At 52.5% G+C, this 23783-nt stretch carries 17 protein-coding genes; 11 read left to right on the plus strand and 6 right to left on the minus strand.

All coding sequences use genetic code 11. The features are described 5' to 3' along the window. Nucleotide 1 precedes the first annotated feature (1 nt). The 5 genes from lysA to yigB all read left to right on the plus strand — a co-directional run bounded on the left by lysA (nucleotide 2) and on the right by yigB (nucleotide 4544). Complete coding sequence (gene lysA, locus Q4579_RS18805; RefSeq protein WP_303566262.1) at nucleotides 2-1252, plus strand: diaminopimelate decarboxylase; 1251 nt, start codon at nucleotides 2-4, stop codon at nucleotides 1250-1252. A gap of 20 nt (nucleotides 1253-1272) precedes the next feature. After that, the gene (gene dapF / locus Q4579_RS18810; RefSeq protein WP_303566263.1) at nucleotides 1273-2103 is read left to right on the plus strand and encodes a diaminopimelate epimerase; all 831 of its coding nucleotides are present in this window, start codon (nucleotides 1273-1275) and stop codon (nucleotides 2101-2103) included. A gap of 85 nt (nucleotides 2104-2188) precedes the next feature. Next, nucleotides 2189-2899 (plus strand): DUF484 family protein, encoded by a 711-nt coding sequence (locus tag Q4579_RS18815; protein ID WP_303566264.1) that lies wholly within the window; start codon nucleotides 2189-2191, stop codon nucleotides 2897-2899. Further along, complete coding sequence (gene xerC / locus Q4579_RS18820; protein ID WP_303566266.1) at nucleotides 2896-3804, plus strand: tyrosine recombinase XerC; 909 nt, start codon at nucleotides 2896-2898, stop codon at nucleotides 3802-3804. The genes Q4579_RS18815 and xerC overlap by 4 nt, the downstream gene beginning before the upstream one ends. A 23-nt stretch (nucleotides 3805-3827) precedes the next feature. Further along, nucleotides 3828-4544, plus strand: coding sequence for a 5-amino-6-(5-phospho-D-ribitylamino)uracil phosphatase YigB (gene yigB, locus Q4579_RS18825; RefSeq protein ID WP_303566267.1), 717 nt, complete (start codon nucleotides 3828-3830; stop codon nucleotides 4542-4544). A gap of 169 nt (nucleotides 4545-4713) precedes the next feature. On the opposite strand, the gene Q4579_RS18830 is transcribed toward yigB, so the two are convergent. Genes Q4579_RS18830 through Q4579_RS18845 form a run of 4 tightly spaced genes read right to left on the minus strand, consistent with a single transcriptional unit; the run spans nucleotide 4714 to nucleotide 7079 of the window. Beyond that, complete coding sequence (locus Q4579_RS18830) at nucleotides 4714-5172, minus strand: DoxX family protein (RefSeq protein WP_211646626.1); 459 nt, start codon at nucleotides 5170-5172, stop codon at nucleotides 4714-4716. A gap of 14 nt (nucleotides 5173-5186) precedes the next feature. After that, complete coding sequence (locus Q4579_RS18835; protein ID WP_303566268.1) at nucleotides 5187-5966, minus strand: DNA-binding domain-containing protein; 780 nt, start codon at nucleotides 5964-5966, stop codon at nucleotides 5187-5189. Then, on the minus strand, nucleotides 5947-6816 hold the full coding sequence (locus tag Q4579_RS18840; protein ID WP_303566270.1) for a DUF692 domain-containing protein: 870 nt from the start codon (nucleotides 6814-6816) through the stop codon (nucleotides 5947-5949). Before Q4579_RS18840 ends, Q4579_RS18835 begins: the two co-directional genes overlap by 20 nt. 5 nt (nucleotides 6817-6821) lie before the next feature. Next, a complete protein-coding gene (locus Q4579_RS18845; RefSeq protein WP_303566271.1) occupies nucleotides 6822-7079 on the minus strand; it encodes a DUF2282 domain-containing protein in 258 nt (85 codons plus the stop codon). Nucleotides 7080-7326: 247 nt separating this feature from the next. On the opposite strand from Q4579_RS18845, the gene uvrD reads away from it, so the two are divergent. Next, nucleotides 7327-9498, plus strand: a complete 2172-nt coding sequence (uvrD, locus tag Q4579_RS18850) for a DNA helicase II (protein ID WP_303566273.1) — start codon at nucleotides 7327-7329, stop codon at nucleotides 9496-9498. 86 nt (nucleotides 9499-9584) lie between these two features. Here the strand turns inward: uvrD and ggt are convergent, their stop codons facing one another. Both ggt and rarD read right to left on the minus strand, forming a co-directional pair. Then, nucleotides 9585-11330, minus strand: a complete 1746-nt coding sequence (gene ggt, locus Q4579_RS18855) for a gamma-glutamyltransferase (RefSeq protein WP_303566274.1) — start codon at nucleotides 11328-11330, stop codon at nucleotides 9585-9587. A gap of 129 nt (nucleotides 11331-11459) precedes the next feature. Next, complete coding sequence (rarD, locus tag Q4579_RS18860; protein WP_303566275.1) at nucleotides 11460-12371, minus strand: EamA family transporter RarD; 912 nt, start codon at nucleotides 12369-12371, stop codon at nucleotides 11460-11462. A 186-nt stretch (nucleotides 12372-12557) separates the two neighbouring features. On the opposite strand from rarD, the gene recQ reads away from it, so the two are divergent. From recQ to Q4579_RS18885, 5 genes are all read left to right on the plus strand, one after another. Beyond that, on the plus strand, nucleotides 12558-14402 hold the full coding sequence (recQ, locus tag Q4579_RS18865; RefSeq protein ID WP_303566276.1) for an ATP-dependent DNA helicase RecQ: 1845 nt from the start codon (nucleotides 12558-12560) through the stop codon (nucleotides 14400-14402). 297 nt (nucleotides 14403-14699) lie between these two features. After that, nucleotides 14700-15014: a DUF3630 family protein gene (locus Q4579_RS18870; RefSeq protein ID WP_303566277.1), complete on the plus strand. Its 315-nt coding sequence runs from the start codon at nucleotides 14700-14702 to the stop codon at nucleotides 15012-15014. Nucleotides 15015-15169: 155 nt separating this feature from the next. Continuing rightward, nucleotides 15170-15847 carry a 7-cyano-7-deazaguanine/7-aminomethyl-7-deazaguanine transporter gene (locus tag Q4579_RS18875; RefSeq protein ID WP_303566278.1) on the plus strand — a complete coding sequence of 226 codons (678 nt, stop codon included), beginning with the start codon at nucleotides 15170-15172 and terminating at the stop codon, nucleotides 15845-15847. Nucleotides 15848-16311: 464 nt separating this feature from the next. Beyond that, the gene (locus Q4579_RS18880) at nucleotides 16312-16716 is read left to right on the plus strand and encodes a hypothetical protein (RefSeq protein ID WP_303566279.1); all 405 of its coding nucleotides are present in this window, start codon (nucleotides 16312-16314) and stop codon (nucleotides 16714-16716) included. Nucleotides 16717-16740: 24 nt separating this feature from the next. Beyond that, a partial coding sequence (locus Q4579_RS18885; RefSeq protein WP_303566280.1) for an RHS repeat-associated core domain-containing protein occupies nucleotides 16741-23783 on the plus strand: 7043 nt, incomplete at its 3' end.

Raw genomic sequence — 23783 nt, forward strand, 5'->3', positions numbered from 1 at the left:
ATTGGACTATTTTAATTATCAGCAAGACGGCCAGTTATACGCAGAAGACATGGCACTGGCCGATCTGGCCGAGCGATTCGGAACCCCGCTTTATGTGTATTCCCGCGCCACGCTGGAGCGCCACTGGCGTGCGTTTGACAGTGCTGTGGCGGATCACCCGCACCTGATTTGCTATGCCGTAAAAGCCAACTCGAATCTGGGCGTGCTGAACGTGCTGGCCCGTTTGGGTTCCGGATTTGATATTGTCTCGGTCGGTGAACTGGAACGTGTGATGGCTGCGGGCGGCGATGCGGCGAAAGTCGTGTTTTCCGGCGTTGGCAAAACAGCTTCTGAAATGCGTCGTGCGCTGTCGCTGAACATCAAATGTTTCAATGTGGAATCTGAGCCAGAGCTGGAACGCCTGAATCAGGTCGCAGGCGAAATGGGCAAAGTGGCAACTGTGTCGCTTCGGATCAACCCGGATGTGGATGCCAAAACCCACCCTTACATTTCTACCGGTCTGCGCGATAACAAATTCGGCATTGATTTTGAACGCGCGCCGGAGGTATACCGCCTGGCACACAGCCTGCCCAACCTGAATGTGGTCGGCATTGACTGCCACATCGGCTCGCAGCTGACGGAGCTCGCGCCTTTCATTGATGCCACGGATCGTCTGCTGGCCCTGATTGATACCCTCAAAGCGGAAGGTATTGTGATTCGCCATCTGGATGTCGGCGGTGGCCTGGGTGTGACCTACAACGACGAGCAGCCGCCATTGCCGTCGGATTATGCCAAAGCGTTGCTGGATCGGCTGGAAAATCACCGCGACCTGGAACTGATTTTCGAACCGGGCCGTGCCATTGCGGCCAATGCCGGGGTGCTGGTCAGCCGTGTGGAATATCTGAAACATACGGAACATAAGAATTTTGCCATTCTGGATGCGGCCATGAATGACCTGATCCGTCCGACCCTGTATCAGGCGTGGCAGGCGATTGTGCCTGTGGTGCCACGGGAAGGGGAACCGAAAGAATATGACTTTGTCGGTCCGATTTGCGAAACCGGGGATTACCTGGGTAAAGAGCGTCTGCTGAAACTGGAGCAGGGCGATCTGGTCGCGGTGCGTTCCGCGGGCGCTTACGGATTTGTGATGTCTTCGAACTACAACACCCGTCCGCGTGTGGCAGAAATCATGGTGGATGGCGATCAGGCGCATGTGGTGCGTGAGCGTGAGACGCTGAGTCAACTATGGCAATCTGAGCACTTGCTGCCTTAACCCGACACGAGAGTACGCCGATGCAGTTTCAATTTTCTAAGATGCATGGTTTGGGAAACGACTTTATGGTCGTCGACTGTGTAACCCAGAACATCTTCTTTTCCCCGGACGCCATCCGGCGTCTGGCAGATCGGCATCGCGGGGTGGGGTTTGATCAACTGTTGGTTGTCGAACCGCCTTATGATCCCGAAACGGACTTTCACTACCGGATCTTCAATGCCGACGGCAGTGAAGTGTCTCAGTGCGGCAACGGTGCCCGTTGCTTTGCCCGGTTTGTGTCCATGAAAGGCCTGACCAACAAGTATCGGATTGCCGTCAGCACCAAAGCGGGCAAGATGATCCTACAGCTGGAAAATGACAATCAGGTGACCGTGAATATGGGGGAGCCTGCGTTTGCGCCGGAGAAAATTCCGTTCACGGCCAAGCAGGAAGAGAAAACCTATATTCTGCGTGCAGACAATCACACCGTGATGTGTGGCACTGCCAGCATGGGGAACCCGCACTGCGTCACTGTGGTCGACGATGTCGAGACGGCGGACGTCGAGACACTGGGCCCGTTGCTGGAGAGTCACGAGCGCTTTCCTGAGCGGGTCAATGTCGGCTTTATGCAAGTGCTGTCGCGTGATGCTGTCCGGCTTCGGGTGTATGAGCGCGGCGCCGGGGAAACCCAGGCCTGTGGCAGTGGTGCCTGTGCGGCTGTGGCCATTGGCCAGCGTCAGGGACTGCTGGACAGCCAGGTGAAAGTCAGCCTGCCGGGCGGCGATTTGCATATCCGCTGGGCCGGAGAAGGGAAACCGCTGTATATGACCGGACCGGTCGCGCATGTCTATGATGGTCAGATTACGCTGTGAACCCGTCAGTGCCGATGTATAGACAAGCCAATGGTCAGCGGGGGATAACCCCGCTGTACTTTACCCAATCAAGTAAACGATCGTTATGACTGAAATGACCCAACTGGACAAACGCCCGGTTGATGATGAAGAGGCCGCACCACTCAACCCTGAGTCGGTCGTGGCCTTTTTAGCACAACATCCGGATTTCTTCTTGCATCAGCCTGAACTGCTTGAGCAGTTGCGTCTGCCCCATGCCGAGCGCGGCACTGTGTCGCTGGTGGAACGGCAAATGGCACGACTGCGCGATAAGGTCACCACACTGGAAAAGCAGATTGATACCATGATGTCGGTCGCCGCGTCGAACAGTGCCCTGTTTCACACCTTCGCAAGGGCGCAACAGCAGTTATTTCAGACCCATAATATCTATCAGGCACTCAGTGTGCTGACCACGCTGGCCACGGAGCTGGAACTGAGCATCAGCGTGCGCCTGTTCGATAGTCTGGATAATGACCTTTATCTGAGCCGTCAGGCTTTTGAAGGCTTTCGCCGGGCCCGTCTGAATGCTCAGCATGTCTATCTGGGGCGACTGCGAAAAGTGGAGAGCGAGCTGCTGTTCCACCAGCCGCCGCAACTGGGTTCCTTTGTGGTGCTGCCGTTGGGCGACCCGGAACGGCCGGATGGTATTCTGAGTTTTGCCAGCCGGGATGGCGGTCATTTTCAGCCGGAGATGGACACCCTGTTTGTTGAGCAACTGGCCAGTGTACTGGCGCGGTTGATTCGTCACTGGGAATACAGCCGGGAGGTCATAGAGTGAGTCTGCCAGCCAGCCTGACTAAATCTCTGGATCGTTTTTATGAATATCTGCGCAGTGAGCGGGAACTGAGCCTGCATACGCAGCAAAATTATAAACGCCAGCTCACAACCATTGCGGAGCAACTGCTGGAGCTGGGCGTCAGCGACTGGCAGACTCTGGATGCGGGCTGGGTGCGCCAGCTCGCCAGTAAAGGGATGCGTGATGGCCTGAAGGCCAGCAGCCTGTCGATGCGATTATCTGCACTGCGCAGTTTTCTGGATTATCTGGTTCATCAGGGGGAACTGACTGCGAACCCGGCCCGGGGCGTATCGGCACCGCGCAAGTCGCGTCCGCTGCCGAAAAATCTGGATGTAGACGAAATGGACCAACTGCTCAGTGTGGATGAAAACGATCCCCTGTCGGTGCGCGACCGGGCCATGATGGAGCTGATGTATGGTGCGGGCCTGCGTTTGTCTGAGCTGGTCGGGCTGAATGTGAAAGACATCAGTCTGAGTAAAGGCGATCTGCGGGTGATTGGTAAAGGCGATAAAGAGCGCATCGTCCCTTTTGCCGGACTGGCCCGGGAATGGGTTGGCATCTGGCTGAAGCTTCGGGGGAATCTGGCTGCACCCGGTGAACCGGCCCTGTTTGTTTCCAAACTGGGCCAACGGATCTCCAATCGTAATGTGCAGAAACGGATGGCAGAGTGGGGTCAGAAACAGGCGGTTTCCAGCCATATCAATCCGCACAAACTGCGACACAGTTTTGCGACGCATATGCTCGAATCCAGCGGTGATCTGCGCGCAGTGCAGGAACTGCTGGGGCATGCGAATCTCAGTACCACACAGATCTATACCCATCTCGACTTTCAGCATCTGGCGAAGGTCTATGATCAGGCCCATCCGCGGGCTAAAAAACGTAAGTAAGCCGAACAGAAGGAGCTGGCACCATGCAGTTTTACCGCAGTTTTCGTACCCCTAAAGCCATGACCTTTGATCTGGATGACACCTTGTACGACAACCATCCGGTGATTCAGCGGACGGAACGGGCCATGCATGACTGGCTGGCGCAGTCTCATCCGGCTTCAAAGACCATGTCTCCCGGGGACTGGCAGCAGCTTAAATATCGTCTGGCCCGGGAGAATCCCATGCTGCGTCACGATGTGACGGAATGGCGCCGGGTCATGCTCCGAACCGGACTGATGGCGCTGGGATACACGCCTGATCTGGCCGCAGAAGCGACTGAAGAAGGGCTGGAACGGGTGCTGACGGTGCGCAATCAGGTGGATGTGCCGGCCCAAACTCATGAAGTGATGGCTGAACTGGCCCGTCGTGTGCCCTTGCTGGCGATTACCAACGGCAATGTAGATGCCGATAAAATCGGGTTGGGGCAGTATTTTTCGAGAGTGCTGGTGGCTGGCCGGGATGGGTTGTCCAAGCCCGAACCGGACTTATTTGCCCAGGCCCAGGCCTTATTGGGCGTCGCGCCTCAGGACATTCTGCATGTGGGCGATCATCTGGTGAGTGACGTTGAAGGTGCACGCCGCAGTGGCTTTCAGGCGTGCTGGCTCAATGATCAGCAACGTCAGTTGCATCAGGAAGCCCGTTTGAAAGGGCTGCCGGATGTCGAAATTCACACCTTATCGCAGTTGCTGCAACTGGTCTGATACCAATCAAAGTAAGTAAATGATCAGAAATAGCGCCGGGAAAATGTTTGAGAGCAAGGCGGATTTTTTAGATAAGTAGTTATTCTACAATCAAAAAATCTAACGAAGTTATCGAATATTTTAGCAAGCTAGAATGACCAGTTATTTACTGCGATTGGTATGAAACGCACTACTCCAGCAAACGGCTGGGTCGGCGTGCCAGGCCGGACAGATGGTCCAGTGAGAGTAACCCAGCGCCCCAGAACACATTGACCAGCAGCATCATGCCCCACAGCTGGTGGTCATAGAAGCCTTTCTCCCACAACAGCGGATAGGAAACGACCGCGATCATGTTGAACACAAACAGCAGCAGGGCCATGGGGCGCGTCAGTAATCCCAGCACCAGAAAGACCGGCAGGATCAGCTCGGCTGCTGTGCCCAGATAGGCCGCGATGCGCCAGGGCAGCAGCGGAACCTGATATTCGTACTCAAACAGATATAGGGTGCTGTCCCAGCTCTGGTATTTGATCAGGCCAGAGTTGAAGAAAATCCAGGCGACCCAAAGCCGGGTCAGCAACAGCAACAAGGGTTTGAGCGGAGTCAGTATTCGGTTGCACTGATTGTCGATGTCTTTGATGTAATAAAACATATCCAGCCCTCATCTCAGCGTGCTGTGGGATCCGTATATTGGATACCTGAAAAAATACGGGTAAAGACTTGCCGGGTGATGAAATCAGACAAGGCGGCAAGCATGGTATCGCTGGCATAATCCAGTGTGATCTGTTGTCGGGCCATGGTCACCAGCGCTGTGCCTGCACCCGAGGTCGGGAAGACAGCCGGGCCGGGACACACCACAGCGGATTCCGGTGCGGTCATGTCTAAATGCTCGAATTCGTTGTCCCGGATGGCCAGCCAGAGTGAAGCGACCGAAAAGTCACTGTCGAGCAGCCAGCAGTGTTCACGAGGGATCAGCCGGGCCGTGGCCAATCGGGTTTCGGTCAGTCCCTGTAACTGTGCCATGAGGAAATCCGGTCCGGAATCTGTCGTCAGGCTGGCCCTGTCGACCAGCCATTCCAGCCGGGCCAGATCCGCCAGATACGGTACAGCCTGGTGCAAATCGGGCTGGGATTGAATGGTGAGATCGAGCCCCTTCCCATACTGACTGACATCGCCGGTTTCCGAGGGGGTGGTCAGGATGTGCTGGCGGGCCAGTGCCGTAAAGCAGGTTTCACCCACCACAGCTTTGACGGCCGGATACGTGGCCTCCAGGACCTCGGTCAGGCTGATGATAAAGTTATTGCGGTAAATCTGTAGCCGTTGCTCCGCGCTGAGCCCTGCCTCGGTGATGTGTCCGGCGATCTCACTCGGCTGATAGTGCAGAGCCTGAGCAAACCGGGTTTGCAGCTCGGCCAGTTCGGGCGCTTCACGCTTGCTGACGGACATGATGGGATGCCTCCGGCTGGATGCTGCGCAGAATCTGCCGGGCTTTTTCGGCTTCTGCCAGCAGTTCGGGCAATGGCGGGATGTCCAGATCCCACTCAATCAACGTCGGTACCGGGCCATGACGGCTGACCCAGTCCCGGTAAAGTTGCCAGACCGGCTCGCTGACCGGTCGGCTGTGCGTATCAATCCAGATCTCGTTTTCCTCCAGTTGCCTGACGATGAAACCTGCCAGATGAATTTCTTTCACCGCAGCGGGATCGATGGCGTCCAGATAGGTCTGGCAGTCAAAATCATGGTTAAAACTGCTGACATAAATATTGTTCAGATCGAGCAGCAGCCCACAGCCGGTGGTGCGCTGGACCTCACTCAGGAAATCCCACTCCGTCATGGTGGATTGCCTGAAACTCAGATAACTGGATGGATTTTCCAGCAGTAACTGACGACCAAGTGTGTCCTGAACCTGCTGGATTTTTCTGCAGACGACCGCCAGTGCTTCGTCGGTGTAGGGCACGGGCAGCAAATCATTGAAGTATTGGCCGTTGACCGAACTCCAGCTGAGGTGATCGGAGACGGCGATGGGTTGAATATCATCCACCAACGCTTTCAGTTGCGCCAGATGCTCAGCGTTAATCGGATCGGCCGAACCCAGTGACAGGCCAATGCCATGACAACTGATCGGAAAGGATGTCGCGATAGTATTTAAGGTTTGGCGTGCAGGGCTGTCCGGGAGGAAAAAATTTTCACTGTGGATTTCCAGCCAGCCAACCTGAGGCTGGGGGAACTGGGTAAAAAGATCCAGGTGGGGGGCACGCAGGCCAACCCCAACCTGTTGAAAGGCGTAATCATTCATGGTGATTAGCTGCTTTGGGTGCTGCCACCATTCAGACGATCACAGAGACCTTTGGGGACCATGATAAAGGCATCTTTCTGTCCGTCTTGCTTGGCGGTACCGGCGCAGGAGCCTGTTTTGGTCGCACAGTCATTTTTACCGGCTTTGGCGACCCCGTAGCATTTTTCTTTCGCGCCGCCTTCAGCGGCAACGGCAGGAGCGGTTCCTGCCAGAATCAGCAGGCCGGAGACAGCGGTGGCTAAGGCGAGGTTACTCTTTTTCATCATCATTCCTCTTGTCAGATCAGTGAGATGTTGTCACTTACGAGCATCAGATGTGCCAGACTTCAGGCTCTCTTGCATCGTAGACGCTCTTCCTCACAGTAGAAAGGATAAGGCTGAGATAAATTTCAGCATTAATCACGGTTTTCTGCCTGCACTTCGGATCTGTCACTTCCGTGAGACAGGGCAGGAAATCTTTAACCGAGCTGTTATAATCACCGCCAGTGTATAAATAACCAGTAGAAAGGCGATGGACGTTTCACTCTTGTTAGATGGTCTGAATGACAAACAGCGCGAAGCGGTGGCGGCACCGCTGGGGAACCATTTGGTACTGGCTGGTGCCGGCAGCGGCAAAACCCGGGTGCTGGTGCACCGGATTGCCTGGTTACTGCGGGTTGAAGAAGCCTCGCCTTTCTCTCTGATGTCGGTGACCTTCACCAACAAAGCTGCCGCTGAGATGCGCGGCCGGATCAATGCGCTGATGCAGGGCACCTGTGCCGGCATGTGGAACGGGACCTTTCACGGCCTGAGCCACCGCATGCTGCGCGCTCACTACCTCGATGCGAAATTACCGGAAGACTTCAATATCATCGACTCGGATGATCAGATGCGCCTGTTGCGCCGCCTGATCAAAGCCCAGAATCTGGATGAGAAGCACTGGCCGGCCCGTCAGGCTGCCTGGTATATCAACGGCAAGAAAGATGAAGGTCTGCGTCCGTCGCATGTCGAGACCTTCAACGATCCGGTTGAGCAGACCTGGCTGAAACTTTATACCGCTTATCAGGATGCCTGTGACCGTGCCGGTCTGGTGGATTTTGCCGAGTTGCTGTTGCGCTCGTTTGAGTTACTCAAGCATAACAAGCACATTCGTGAGCATTATCAGGCCCGTTTCAAGCACATTCTGGTGGATGAGTTTCAGGACACCAACAACATTCAGTTCGCCTGGCTGCGTCTGATGGCGGGTCCGGATTGCCATGTGATGATTGTCGGGGACGATGATCAGTCGATATACGGCTGGCGGGGCGCCAAGGTCGAGAATATTCAGCGCTTCCTGCGGGAATTTTCCAATGCATCCAGTATTTTTCTGGAGCAGAACTACCGTTCGACCGGCAATATTCTGCAGGCAGCCAACGCCCTGATCGCCAACAACAACGAGCGGATGGGGAAAAACCTCTGGACTGAAGGCGGCGAAGGCGAAAAGATTTCCGTTTATTCGGCGTTCAATGAACTGGACGAAGCCCGGTTTGTGGTCGGCAAGATCAAAGCCTGGCAGGAGAGCGGAGGTGCTCTGAATGACACGGCCATGCTGTACCGCAGCAATGCCCAGTCACGGGTGCTGGAAGAAGCCCTGATCCAATCGGGGATGCCTTACCGGATTTATGGCGGGATGCGTTTCTTCGAACGTCAGGAAATCAAAGATGCACTGTCTTACCTTCGCCTGATCGCCAACCGCAACGATGACGCTTCGTTTGAGCGGGTGGTGAATACCCCGACGCGTGGCTTGGGGGAGCGAACCCTCGACACCATTCGTATGGCGGCCCGGGATCGCGGAACCACCATGTGGCAGGCCAGCGTGGCGCTGCTGGATGAGCAGGTGCTGGCGGGCCGTGCGGCCAATTCGCTGCGCCGGTTTGTGGAGCTGGTGAACGCACTGGAAGATGACACCCGTGACATGCCGTTGTATCAGCAAACTGATGAAGTGATTCGCGCTTCTGGTTTGCGGGCGATGTACGAGCTGGAAAAAGGCGAGAAAGCGCAGGCCCGGATTGAAAACCTGGAAGAGCTGGTGACGGCGACCCGTCAGTTTGAAGTGCCGGAAGAAGCGGAAGCGATGAGCCCGCTGGCTGCGTTTCTGTCCCATGCCGCCCTGGAAGCCGGTGAAGGCCAGGCCGATGAATATGATGACGCAGTTCAGCTGATGACGCTGCACAGCGCCAAAGGTCTGGAATTTCCGATGGTCTTCATGGTGGGCGTGGAAGAGGGGATGTTCCCGAGTTTCCGCACGTCTGAAGAGCCGGGCCGCCTCGAAGAAGAGCGCCGTCTGTGCTACGTCGGGATGACGCGGGCCATGGAAAAACTCTACATCACTCATGCAGAAATGCGTCGTCTGTACGGCAAAGACAACTTCCACAAGGTGTCGCGTTTTGTCCGGGAGATCCCGGATGAGTATGTGGAAGAAGTGCGGATGAAAGCCCAGGTTTCCCGCCCGACCGCTGGCGGCCGATTCAGTCAGACGCAGGTGAATGAAAACTTCAATCAGACCGGGTTCAGTCTGGGTCAGCGGGTTCAGCACCCGAAATTCGGTGAAGGGACCATCATCAACTTTGAAGGCAGCGGCGCCCAGAGCCGGGTACAGGTCGCTTTCAATGGCGAAGGGATCAAGTGGCTGGTGACTCAGTACGCGAAGCTGGAATCCGTGTAACGTCTCATCAATTGCTGTTAAAAAAACGCGCCGTGCTCCTGAGGAGGCGGCGCGTTTTTTGATCCTGCCGGGCGGGAGACAGCCGATTACTGTGCGACGACTTTACCTTCCCGGCGCGGGTCGGCAGCCCCGTTCAGCTGGCCGCGGAAAATCCCGATGGCCTGAACCCCGGAGTTCAGCGGTTTGATCTGAACGTCAAAACCGAGTTTCTCCAGCTCAGGTGCCCAGCGTTCTGCGGCGGTGCCCTGTTCCAGCTCGAACGGACCAAAGCGGTTGTTCATGTTCGGCAAATCCACCGCTTGCTGCAGGCTCAGACCCCAGTCGAGATGGGCAACCAGCGTCTTCGCCACATAGCCGATGATCTGGCTGCCGCCCGGAGAGCCAATCGCCAGTACCGGCTTGCCATCTTTCAGGACAATGGTCGGTGCCATAGACGAGCGTGGGCGTTTGCCCGGTTCGACCCGGTTGGCAATGGGCATGCCGTTGTCATGGGTGCTGAAAGAGAAATCGGTCAGCTCGTTATTGAGCAGGAATCCGCGCACCATCAGACGAGAGCCGAAGCCGTTCTCAATGGTGGTGGTCATGGAGATCATATTGCGGTCTTTATCGACGATCACCAGATGACTGGTGGACGGCAGCTCAATCGCGTTGTCTTTGCCATAGTTCATCGCATGTGACCAGGGCGGCAGACCGGCACTGACTTCCTTCAGTGCCTGATTGCTTTTCAGCAGACCGGCCCGTTGCTGCAGATAATTTTTATCCAGTAATCCTTCGGTGGGCATCGGCACAAAATCACTGTCAGCCATGTAACGGCCGCGATCGGCGAATGCCAGTCGCGAGGCGTCGCCAATCAGGTGCCAGCTCAGGGCTTTATTCGGGCCGAGTTCTTTCATCGGATAGTGGCTGAGCATGCCCAGGATCTGACCCAGCGTCAGCGCGCCGGAACTCGGCGGACCCATGCCGCAGACATCATACTGACGATAAGGGGCACACACCGCCGGGCGCTCTTTCACGCGGTAAGTCGCCAGATCCATGGTGTTGAGCACACCCGGATTGCCCGACGCTTCCCGGACGGTTTTCACGATATCTTTGGCAATATCACCATGATAAAAGGCACTCGCGCCCCGTTCAGCAATTTGCTGCAACGTATCGGCATAAGCCGGGTTTTTCAGGGTTGCACCGGCTTGCAGCGGCTGACCGTTCGGATAGAAATAGGCTTGGGTCGCCGGGAATCGTTGCAGGCGCTCGCTGTCTTCCTGAACCAGCTGTGCCAGACGCGGACTCACGGTGAATCCGTCACGGGCCAGGGTCAGCGCGGGTTCGAACAGCGCTTTCCAGGGCAGTTTGCCCAGACGCTGATGCGTGTGCCACAGCAGTTTGACTGTGCCCGGTGTGCCGACGGAACGGCCACCCACCACCGCGTCATAGAATGCGAGCGGCTGGCCCTGATCATCCTGAAACAGCTGCGGTGTGACTTCAGCAGGAGCTGTCTCACGGCCATCAAAAGTGGTCAGTGCATCTTTTTCACTGTCCCAATACACCAGAAAAGCACCGCCACCCAGTCCGGATGACTGCGGTTCAGTCAGTCCCAGCACGAGCTGCGCGGCAATCATGGCATCGATCGCGTTGCCGCCTTTGGCAAGCATGGCAGCGCCCGCATCGCTGGCATAGGGGTTGGCGGTGGCGATCATCCAGTCTTTGCCGGTGACCTGAGCATTATGTTGAAAGCCTGTGGCCCCTTCAGGCGCAACCTGATCGGCGGCTTGCTCGCTGAATGCGGAAGCGGAGAACAGCAGGCCAGACAGTGCCAGGGTAAGCGCAGTCCTTTTCATGGCAGATCCTTCTTAAAATTGTTGTGAATCAAGGGATAAGAAACGGATAGAGCATAGATGGTTTTACCACAGATTGCCCGTCAGGTTGAGCAATCTGTGGGATGACGCGATCTGAAGACGCGACAGGGATCAGGCGGGCTGCGCTTTTTTGCGGTTTCTGCGGTGACCTTTGATGCCATCGAAGCTGAACAGCACCAGCGCCAGCCAGATGCAGGCAAAAGTCAGGCTCTTATCGGCGCTGAAGACTTCGCCGTATACCATCACGGCCAGCAGGAACATCAGGCTCGGACCGATATACTGGAAAAAGCCCAGTGTTGAGAGTTTCAGCTTGGTTGCAGCCCCCGTGAAGCACAGCAGAGGCAGGGTGGTGACGACCCCGGCGGCCATCAGCAGCAGGTTGGTGCCCATCGTATTTTGGGTCCAGTCAGACGTCGCGCTGTCGGCGAAGAAAAACACATAGCCCAGCGCCAGCGGCAGCAGAATGCTGGTTTCCAGAAAGAGGCCGGTTTGTGCATCCAGATTTACCTTTTTGCGCAGCAGGCCATAGACGCCGAAACTTGCGGCCAGCACCAGTGCCACCCAGGGCAGAGAGCCAAAGTGGATCAGCTGAATCGCAACGCCACCAGCCGCCAGCGCCACGGCCAGCCATTGCAGCGGTCGCAGCCGTTCGCCCAGAAAGACCATCCCGAGCAACACATTCAGCAGTGGATTGATAAAGTAGCCCAGGCTGGCATCCAGCATATAGTTACTGTTCACCGCCCAGATAAAAATCAGCCAGTTGCCGCCAATCACCAGTGAGCTGATCAGCAGCATCAGCATGGACTTGGGCTGTTTGAGCAACTGCCGGACTTTGCCCCAGCCCCGGCCCAGAAAAATGAGTGCAGCCAGAAAAAAGAAAGACCAGATAATGCGGTGGCTGAGAATTTCAAAAGGGCTGACACTTTGCAGCTGTTTAAAGTAAATCGGTGCAATCCCCCACATGGTGTAGGCGGCCAGCGCCAGAATGACACCACGCTGAGTCATTTTTGTTTGATCGTCCATGCGATTCCAGTATGTTGTGGTAAAAATCAGCAGAAAGGTTGGGAAATACGCCAGGCGTATCGGAACGAGCAGTATAATCCCAGCTCCCCAAAAATGACCAGTGACTTCTGACGGTTGATTTGCACGGCTCCCATCCGGGATCTGATTGAGATAGAATAGCCCGCTGTGTTCCTCAAGAGTGATGTCATGTCTGCCTCAACCCCAGATCTCAGCCGCGCCGTTTCGTCCGCCACCAGTGCGCAAATTCTGCAGCAGGTGTTCGGTTACCAGTCTTTCCGGCCCGGCCAGCAGGCAGTGATTGACGCCGTTGCTTCCGGCCGGGATTGTCTGGTCATCCTGCCAACCGGTGGCGGCAAGTCACTCTGTTACCAGATTCCGGCCCTGATGCGTGACGGGCTGACGCTGGTGATTTCTCCTTTGATTTCCCTGATGAAAGATCAGGTCGACCAGCTGCAGGCCAACGGTGTGGCGGCTGGGTGTCTGAACTCCACCATGTCTCCGGAAGCGATTCAGGCCACCTGGCAGGGGATGGCCGACAACCGTCTGAAGCTGGTGTATGTTTCACCCGAGCGCGTCCTGAGCCGGGATTTTATCGAGCGGCTGATGGGGTTACCGGTCAGCCTGCTGGCGGTGGATGAAGCCCACTGTATTTCCCAGTGGGGTCATGATTTCCGGCCGGAATACGCGGCGCTGGGCAGCCTCAAGCAGCACTTCCCGGACATGCCGGTGATTGCCCTGACCGCAACGGCGGATGACACGACACGGCAGGACATCATGAACCGCCTGTCGCTGACCGATCCCTTTATCCATCTGGGCAGTTTCGACCGGCCCAACATTCGCTACACCCTGCAGGAAAAATACAAACCCATGGCGCAACTGGTGCGCTTTCTGTCGACCGTCCGCGGGCAGAGCGGCATCATTTACTGCAACAGCCGTAAAAAAGTCGAGCAGGTGGCAGAAAAGCTGACCGAGCAGGGGATTCGGGCAGCAGGCTATCATGCCGGTATGGAACACGAGGAGCGGATCCGGGTTCAGGAAGGGTTTCAGCGGGATGATATTCAGGTCGTCGCCGCCACTGTGGCATTCGGCATGGGCATCAATAAACCCAATGTTCGCTTCGTGGTGCATTTCGATATCCCGCGGAATATTGAATCTTACTATCAGGAAACCGGTCGTGCCGGGCGGGACGGACTGGCGGCAGAAGCCGTGATGTTCTATGACCCGGCGGATCTGGCCTGGCTGCGCCGTTGTCTGGATGAGAAAGATGACGGCCCGCAAAAGCAGGTAGAGAGCCATAAGCTCAACGCCATGGGCGCGTTTGCCGAAGCACAGACCTGTCGTCGTCAGGTGCTGCTGCATTATTTCGGTGAGCACAGCGAGCATGCCTGTGGGAACTGCGATATCTGTATCGATCCGCCCACCCATTTCGAAGCACTGGAAACGGCGCAGAAGGCGCTGTCCTGTGTGTACCGGGTCAATCAGCGTTTCGGCATTCACCATGTGGTGGATGTGCTGCGCGGATTACAGAATGCCAAAGTCCGAGAGCAGGGGCACGATAAGCTCAGTACCTACGGGATTGGTCGCGAACACAGCCATGAGTTCTGGGTCAGTATTGTGCGACAGCTGATCCACCGCGGCTATCTGGCGCAGAGTATTGCGAATCATTCGACTCTGCAACTGACCGAAAAAGCCCGCACCGTGCTGCGTGGTGAAGTGCCGTTACAACTGGCGGTGCCGCGGATCGACAGCAGTGCGCGCAGTTCACGCACCGAAAGCCGTCTGAAACGACAATATGACAAGAAGCTGTTTTCCAAGCTGCGTCTGGTCCGCAAGGCGATTGCGGATGAAGAATCCCTGCCGCCTTATGTCGTCTTCAATGATGCGAGCCTGATGGAAATGGCAGAGCGCTTACCGACCTCGGAAGGGGAAATGCTGGCCGTGAACGGTGTCGGTCAGCGGAAGCTGGAGAAATACGGCAAGGTGTTTTTATCTGTGATTGAGGAACATCTGCTGGCTGCGGCGGAATACTGAGCCGCGGCAGATAAAAAAATACCGGACAATCCCAGATTATCCGGCAGAGAGTGTAGCAGAAACAAAACCCGAGATTTTGTTTACTACAAAACAGCTTGCGTATTGGGGTGAGAATGCAATTCTTCACCACATGTTGGGCTGCAGCCTCCTGGCCATCAGCACAACAGGGCGATCAAACCACGAAAGCGATTGGGTTGCTACAGGCTGCTTATGCTTTGACACGCTAAGAAACACTTGGTTACACCAAAGCGGCCTATTGCCCTGCAAGCGCGACAAGATAGAAAAGGATTGTGAACCATGACTCTCTCAGAAACCCGTTTTGGTGTGCGAGAACTGGACCTGCAACGCGGGTGCCTGCACCTGACGGCTCCGGATTTTGATTACGACAGCTTTGCCCTTGTGGCGCAATCGCTGGTGCATGTGCTGGATGCGGTGGTGGTGGAGCAGGAAACCAATGCCGATCTGCATGTCTGGCTGATTGATTTTGAAGGCTGCCGCCTGTTGCTGAAAGGCGAGCACTACAGTGCCAGCCTCTGGCTGGAAAGCCTCAGTCAGGAAGACAATGAAACGTTGCAATTTTTGGCAGACTGGCTTAAAAAGTTGACTCGGTAATCAATTTTTTATAGTAAACGTTTGCTGTGTCGCCGATGGGTTGGCAGCCGGATTGGTTACGGTATAATCGGCGCCCTTGGTCGCAGTACTGTCTAAAAAATGTGCTGCGTGAACTTCATGGGTTCCCTCGCCCCCATTGACAAAAAGGTCTATCAATGACGACTTCTGCTTTTTCTCCGGCGCAGCAACGCCAGGCCCTCTGGATTCTGGTGGCCTTTCACCTGGTGATCATTGCCTCCAGTAACTATCTGGTACAGCTTCCTTTTACTCTGTTCGGCGTGCATACCACCTGGGGTGCTTTTACTTTTCCCTTCATCTTCCTGGCCACAGATCTCACCGTGCGGATATATGGCGCGGCAATGGCCCGCCAGATCATTACCCGGGTGATGCTGCCAGCGCTGGCGGTTTCTTATGTGCTGTCGGTGATTTTCTATCAGGGCGATTTTCAGGGATTCGCACAGCTCGGGGAATTCAATTTATTCGTCGCCCGCATCGCGATTGCCAGCTTTATGGCTTATCTGCTGGGCCAGATCCTGGACGTGTCGGTGTTTAACCGTCTGCGTCAGTGCAAGCAATGGTGGATTGCCCCGGCTGCATCGACCGTTTTCGGCAATGCCATGGATACTGTGGCGTTCTTCGCCATTGCTTTCTACCAAAGCCCGGATGCCTTTATGGCCGAACACTGGGTTGAGATCGCGCTGGTGGATTATGGCGTGAAGCTGATCATCAGTCTGGGCCTGTTCGTCCCCATGTATGGTGTCCTGCTGAATTATCTGGCCAAGCGCCTCACGCAATCACAGCCCCGATTGAATCCCTCCAACGAATTATCGTAATTTTTTAAAGCCGGCAGAAGCCGGCTTTTTTTATGGGGGGATATTCATCTGCAATGATTGCCTTCAGTCGATTGGTAAGAGTGAAGGGGTTCACGCGTTTGTTTTTATCCTTCAAGAAATAGCCAAATGAAATGGGTGATTATTTTATTTATTCAATGGTCAGTGGTCTTTTATTCTTGTCTTTTCATTGGGTTATTATTTTGATGATACATGTGGAGATCATTGAACTGCGGTGATATGGAATTAATCTGGATATTCCTATAAGCAATAGATGTATCACTTATTTTATTTCATTGGCTGATTGAGAGCGGAAGCCGTCATATTTCTTTTTGATGGCTGCACAGAATAAGTATGAAACTGTTGATTTAACGTTATAGAAATATATGATGCTCAACCTGTGAATCTATTCATCTTTTGAATTCGTCATTATTTTGACGATGTATGGGCTTTTTGAGGGGAGTGTCGTGCTTCAATCCAAGATCATCTCTGGAGTGGTGTTCTTCGCTTTGGTACTGGCTCTATGCAGTGCCGGGTATTATCAACTGACATCGTTACCACAAAAAGAAACGGTGAATATTGATGAAATCCGCACAGAAGAAGGCATTGAAACTACAGAGAGTGTGCTCAGTGATGATGCAAGCTACCCCTCGCCAGTTCAGCAATTACAGCAGGTCGTGACTTATGGTCTGGTGAATCAGGATGCCCCCGACCTACCTTTGCTCCGGGGAGAACTGGCGCAATTTTCTCAGGATAATATCAATGCCACAGCGGTTGTTTTGAATGAGAACCGGGAACGAGAGCTGGTTGAACTCAAACAGCGACTTGAAGCGCTGAACCAGATGCTTTCATCACAACAAAATAAAGAATAAAAAATTCAGTTGCAGGGAACGAGAATGAAAAACGGAATTTTCCATCGTCTGTCGGGCAATGAACTGGCGATAGCATCATGTATTTTTCTGGGAATCTTCCTTGGATTTTCGCCAGTGAAAGCTTTTGCTTTGACCGCTGGTGATGGAAAGAATATTGTCCTCAGCGGTGAATATCAAACCTCAGGCGGTGAAGCGACCTATTCTTTACCCATTGCTGTCGCGCCTGGCCGGGCGGGGCATCAGCCCAGTCTCAGTTTTGAATACCGGAGTAACAGTGGCAATGGTCCGCTCGGTGTCGGCTGGCATCTGAAGGGGCTGTCATCTATCTACCGCTGTGGGAAGAACCGTGCCATTGATGGTGTCTGGGGTGGGGTTCATTTTAATGCAGAAGATCAGTTCTGTATTGATGGAAAGCGTTTAATCGCCATTTCCGGTAAGGCTGGTGGCGCACAAACAGAATACCGGACCCATATTGATGACTATCGTAAGGTGATGTCATTTGGTCAGCAAGGGAATGGCCCACAATACTTCAAAGTCTGGACCAAAACGGGTCAGGTGTTTGAGTATGGTGTCACTGGTGATGCAAGAGTCGAACTGCCCGGGAAGTCAGATGTCTACAAATGGTCGCTGAATAAAATAACGGATAAAACCAAACAAAACGCGATTCACTATGCTTATTCAGAAAACCAGGCTGCCGGGACACATCTGCTGAGCAAAGTGAGTTATGTCGGCGGTTCTGTGGTACTCAATTATGATACACGGACAGATCAAACATTCTCTTATCTGAAAGGCAGTAAGCTCAATCAGAAGCATCGGATCAAATCGATTGTCTCCAGAAATGGTTCAGGTCGTGAATTTGCCACTTATCATCTGACTTATCAATCCTCTGCTGGGACCCAGCGTTCTCTTTTGAAAGAAATTAAACAATGTGTTGGCGGTGCGTGCAGCACACCGGTGGCTTTTGAATGGCAGTCAAAAAAAAGTGTCAGTCTTTCTTCATCTAAGTCAGGTTTTGGTTTTAATACCAAGAAAGTCAAATATTATGATATTGAAAGAGATGGTATCTTTGAATTATTCTCTCTTAGTGAAGATTTTAAAAATGTTGTGGTGAATAAAAGTTCAGTCAAAATCGACGGTCATAAATTTACGAATAAATATGGACCAGTTTGTCAGGATTTTGCTTTTAACGATTGGGACGGAAATGATAAGCCATACTACTTGGCTTTATGCGCCTGGAATTCAGGAGAGTGGCTTTTTTCAGCACTAGGTGCTTCTTTGGGGGATTTTATATCTTACCCATCAGGTAATGGTAAATATTCTAAGTTCTTTTCTGGATATGTTAGTGACTATAAAAGCTGGAGTAATACGAACAATCTATCTCCTAGAGATACTAATGGCGATGGTATATATAAATTAGAGACAGGGTGTAGTGATTGTGTTTATTATGATTTTGATCATGACGGTAAAAACAATGAAGCTATTTTCACTAATAAAAATGACATCGTAGTAGTTATTGATAATAAAGTTGTTAAAGTCTCGAGTTCACGATATAGCCTAGAGAGTGTTAATGATTTTAATGGTGATGGTTATTTGGATGTATTGCTGTCAAGACAGATAGCAAATGAATTGACGAAGAAGGTTGGAAACGCCAGTTATGAACTAACGATAAAGTATTTTGATGGCGTTGATTTCGAGAATGACACGCAAATTGTTAATATTAAAGTTAAAGGTGAGTTGGTTGATTTTAAATATGATTGTAGCGTAAGCTCAATTCATCCTCAGACCTGCAGAGGTACAACGGTTGAGTTTACACCTTACGAGATTAAATTATTAGATGTTAATAGCGATGGCTACTTGGACTTTCATTATGATGATAAAGTCTACGTTAATCGTGGTGGTGTGTTTAATGTTGATAATTCATTCGTTACAAAGCTAAGTAAATCCTCGGGAAACACTAACGTTTTTGTTGATTATTCTGATATTAACTCAGATGGTTGGCCAGATGACTTTAATGGACGCTTATTAAAAGAAAGCGTGCCATTTGCTCAGGATAAAATTAAGAAAATTCAAGAGTACGGTGTTGATTACACCATTGTGTATAAGCCTGCTTCAGACGCATCAGTTCATAAGCAACACCGATACCATCAGTATCCGGTGCAAAACAGTACACCTCGTCGCTATCTGGTGTCAGATGTTGTGAAATCTCCCCGTGGCTACAGTTCGACGAGCTACAGTTATCTGTATGAAGGGGCAAAATCTCATCGGGAAGGTTATGGCTTTTTAGGTTTTGCCAAGGTGACTGAAACAGAAAAAGGTGATGTTCAAACGGTACGGGTCACCGAATTTGAAAATATTGATCCGGTTAAATCCGGAAAAGTAAACCGTATTACGGTTTATAAAGATGGGAAAAAAGTTTCCTCGACCAGTCATCAATATACATCCGTTAAAAAAGGTGATTATTTCCAGGTTTACGCGAATACTTCTGAATCTGTTCAGTACGATCTGAACAATGCGTCTTTGATTACCAAGAAAGAAACGATCAAACGTGTCGTGGACGCTTTCGGAAATGTGGAAGAAGAAGAAACGACACTCACGGGGACAGATGCGCATGCAGGCCATTTTACCCAGAAGGTGACTCATGAATACTTGTCGCCCGGTGCCCTTCAACACCATCAAATTTACGATATTACCCAATACAAAGGCGTGACTTCGCAGACAATCTCGACGTTCAAAGCCGGGCTGCAGAAGTTCTGTGGCTCAGACGGAAAATCGTATTTTAAGCCCAGTGATTTTGTCATTCTGATTCATGGTGATGTCTCAACTCCGCTTGTACTGGAAAGATACAACAGTTACTACCGTTACGATGGTCGCGGTGCTTCGACGAATGCCGTTGGTGTGACGACCTATACCGGTCATCTGACCGCGATTTCAGGGGCAGATTTTAATCGCGTATCGCCAAAAGCCTGTGGCGGTAGCTTTGTCTTTAAAAATGTCAACAGTGACAGCGGCAATGAGCTTTCCTCCAGTTCCCGAACTGTGTCGCAATTGATGACTGAAGCCGGCGACAGATACTGGCAGGTGGGGGCGCTGAAATCGACTCAAACGACCGTGCAAGATATCAAAACGGGTCTGACGCGGACGGTTAAGAATGAATTTGATTACACATCAAACGGGCTGATCAGCGCATCAAGGACCACAGCGTCAGACTATGAAGCCGGTGCGACAGTGGGTGTCGCCGGTAAAACGCTGACCAAGCAATTTCATTATGATCGCTGGGGTAATCTGACGACAGAATCTGTTTCCGGCACTGATGTTCCTGTACGTGAAACCGTCACCATTTACGATCACGATGGATTATTTCCCAGTCGGATTCAAAATGCGTTGGGCCATGAGACCCAGGTCAGTTACAACGCCGATGGCGTCATGGCATCCAGCATCAACCCGCAAGGCCGGACAACCCGTTACGGGTATGATGGCTTCAATCGTCTGACACAGGAAACTTTGCCGGGGAACGGTCATACAGTCTCTTATGGCTACACCCTGAATGAGACCTGTCCGCACAAGACGCCGAAAACGGTGTCATGTTCGGTGACGAAAGCCGCTGCCGGTGGTGAAGTCGTGACTCAGTATGATTATGCGGGACGTGAAATTCGTCGACTGCATCAGGCCTTTAATGGTCAGTTTGTGGTCGTGGATACGGTATGGGACCGCCAAGGTCGTAAGGTGAAAGTGACACGTCCGCAGTTTGTGAAAAAGCATGCGCCTGCGCCTTATGTCACGATTGAATATGACGCTCTGGACCGTGAAGTGAAAAAGTCGGAACCTGCCAGCCATGGCGGACGGGCGGAATTCACGACGGTTTATCAAGGCTTAACAACGACAGTCACGGATGCACGCGGCTTTCAGCACAGCACAGTGCAAAACCTGCTGGGCCATATACTGCAGAAACACGAACCGGAAGGTGCTTCGCAAACCTATACCTATTATCCGGATGGCCTTCTTCGCTCTTCTAGCGACTCAGCCGGAAATACAACTTCTGTCCGGTATGACAATCTGGGTCACCGTCGCTCACTGGATGACCCGGACTTAGGGAAGTGGACCTATACCTACAATGCTCTGGGTGAGTTAATTGAAAAACGTGATGCCAATGGCGTGATCACGACGATTGATTACGATGCCCTTGGCCGAAAAACGGCACAAACCGAAGGTGGGCACACCTCGCGTTGGGTGTATGACACACGACTCACGGGGGCGTTGTCTTACTTTGAAGGCTATGGTAATCGGACCGACTATTACTATAACGCGGCCGGACTCACTGAAGAGGTGACGGTACAAACGGGCGGGGAAAAATTCAGCACACGGTACGAATACGATGGCTATGAGCGTGTCAGCCGTGAAGTGCGTCCGAATGGCGTCGACAGTTCTGTCGTGGGTCTCGTCAATCAACTCAGTGATAAAAACAATACGCTGGATCGTTTTGCAGTTGAATATATCTATAACCCTCAGGGCTATATGTCAGCAGTGCGTAGTCCAAAAACCTATGCTGACGATGTCTTTACCAGCGCGAGTTTCCGAGAAGATATCCAAGCCTTGCTCGATCAGGCGACCGCTCAGGCCATGCAGTATGTGGCAACGGCTGAGAAATATGCCACCCGTGAAGCTTTCTTTCACAAAAAGGCAGCAGAATATCAGCGGAAAACCGTCAATATCCGGAGTCTGGACGCTGCATCAGCAGATCTGCTCGGCAATGGGTATCGGTTTAAGCAATGGTGCGACAGTCAGGGGCAGTGCTATTTGCGTCCGGCGACCTGGGTATTGCTGCATGATGATGTCAGCGTGCCGCTGGATATCACCTTAGGTGAAGCGGTGTACCAGTTAGAGACATCGTTGGCGGGCACCAGCGGTGGAAAGCGGAATTATGATGCCACGGTTCATCAGTTCACCAAGGCGGATTTCGATAAACTTCCACTGACTGCTTCCGACGATCTGATTCTGGCGGATTACGACGGTAATGGTCACAAAGATCTGATGAGCCATCGGGATATTTACGCGGCACATGCCGATGGTGAAACCCGTGAAGAACTGCTTTTTACCGCAGAAGATCTGGCTGAAGCTGCGCGGATTTCAGGGCAGCGTTATAAATTCTACACCGATCTGGCGAGTGACTTAACTGCATTGGCTGAACGTGTCGCCGATTTAACCGGAGCCTACTGCGATTACGCCAATCAGTTAGGTGGGCATCAAATACAGCACGTTTCAGGCAGTCAATGTGAAAAAACGCAGCAGGTCGGGCAGGCCGATCATCTCAATACCATTCTGACAAATGCCGAACTGGCAAAGTCAGCATCAAATACTGCCTATGTATATTACTGGCAGCGACGTGATACCGATGCATTTGATCACACGCTGGCAGAAACTCTGGGTAACGGGCTGGTGAACACCTACAGTCACAATGCAGCAACCGGCCGTCCGGATTACATGACAACACACCAGAGCGACCAGCTGTTTCAGGCGGCGTTGCCAAGTGCCCAGAAAAAAGGCAGAAACGTTCGCTTCCTGCACTACAAATACGATAACCATAATAATGTGGTTTACCGTCAGGACAGTGAGCTGGGCGTTACCGACAGCTATGTCTACGATGGCCTGGATCGGGTGACGAGCAACCGGGTTGTGCTGGATTCCCTCGATAAACACGGACTGAATAATCCAGACTTTGCAGGGCCTTTTGATTTCAGCTACGACAAGCTGGGCAACCTCAAATCGAAAACTGACGTGGGCAACTACAGCTATGGTCAGCAGGGGGCTGGGCCTCATGCGGTCACTCAGGCGAACGGCCTGAATTATCAGTATGATAGCGCAGGAAATATGATTCGTGCTGCGGCAGGCAGTACCAGCACCCCAGAGCGCGTGATTGAATGGAGTGCATTTAATAAACCGGTGACGATCACCCGTAACGGGCAGACAGTTGAGTTTGTTTATGATGCCAATCACAACCGTTATCTGAAAAAAACCAGTGATGGCAAACAAACGGTTTACTTTGGGAATGTTTACGAGCGAATCACAGACACGAACACGGGCCAGGTTCAGCATCAGCACTACATCTATGCTGACGGTAAACTGATTGCACTGAATACTCAGTTTAAAAATGCAGAAAACAAACTGGAAAACAAACAGATTCGTTACCTGCATTACGATGCGCTGAATTCCGTCGATATGATCACCGACGGCTATGGCTATATTGTCGAACGCCGGAGCTTCGATGTGTGGGGACGGATGCGGAGTGTGCAGTGGCGTGACAATCACCATCAGCACTCGGTCTTGCAAGATGCGATGACCAACAAGGGTTACACTGGCCACGAGCACATTGAAGAAGTGGGTTTGATCCACATGAACGGCCGTGTGTATGATCAGGAACTCGGCCGTTTCCTGAGTGCAGATCCGTTGATCCAGTCACCTTATGTGACGGGGAGCTTCAACCGCTATACTTATACGTGGAATAACCCGCTGAAGTATATTGATCCGACGGGGTTCAGACACATTGAGGGGGCGACGACTAATAGCCAGGAGACATCGACATCTAAGGACTTGGTGGGTCCCAAAGGGAATGTTGGTGATAAGAATGGTAAGGATGAACTGGGCGATGAAACAGCATATTTGAATTTTGATACGCTCCCAGATCCATATGATATGCAGTGGTTTGATTACCCTGCTGCTTTGCCCCCTTCTGAGTACAGCACATTCCAATCCATTGATTTGGAATCACAAATTGCAGCTTTTGGATATCATCCAGTTAACTTTGTGGGGCTGGGACTTGGGACGAGCATTACCATTAAAGCTGCTCCTGGCATTTTAAAGGCGAGTGGAAGCTGGTTGAAAAATCAGGTCAGCAGTGCTGGGAGTTGGGTAAAGAATCAGCTCAGTGGAGCTGGGGATTGGGTGAGAAATCGTTTCACGAAGGGATTGTCTGATGATGTTACAAAGGGATTAGCCGACCCAAGTTCTATTCGATTTACGCAAGATAGTATTAAGGCCACTTTTAAGGATGGTCGTTCATTGAAAGGTTTGAT

The organism is Photobacterium sp. 1_MG-2023, from assembly GCF_030547945.1.
In the GTDB taxonomy this organism is placed as follows: domain Bacteria; phylum Pseudomonadota; class Gammaproteobacteria; order Enterobacterales; family Vibrionaceae; genus Photobacterium.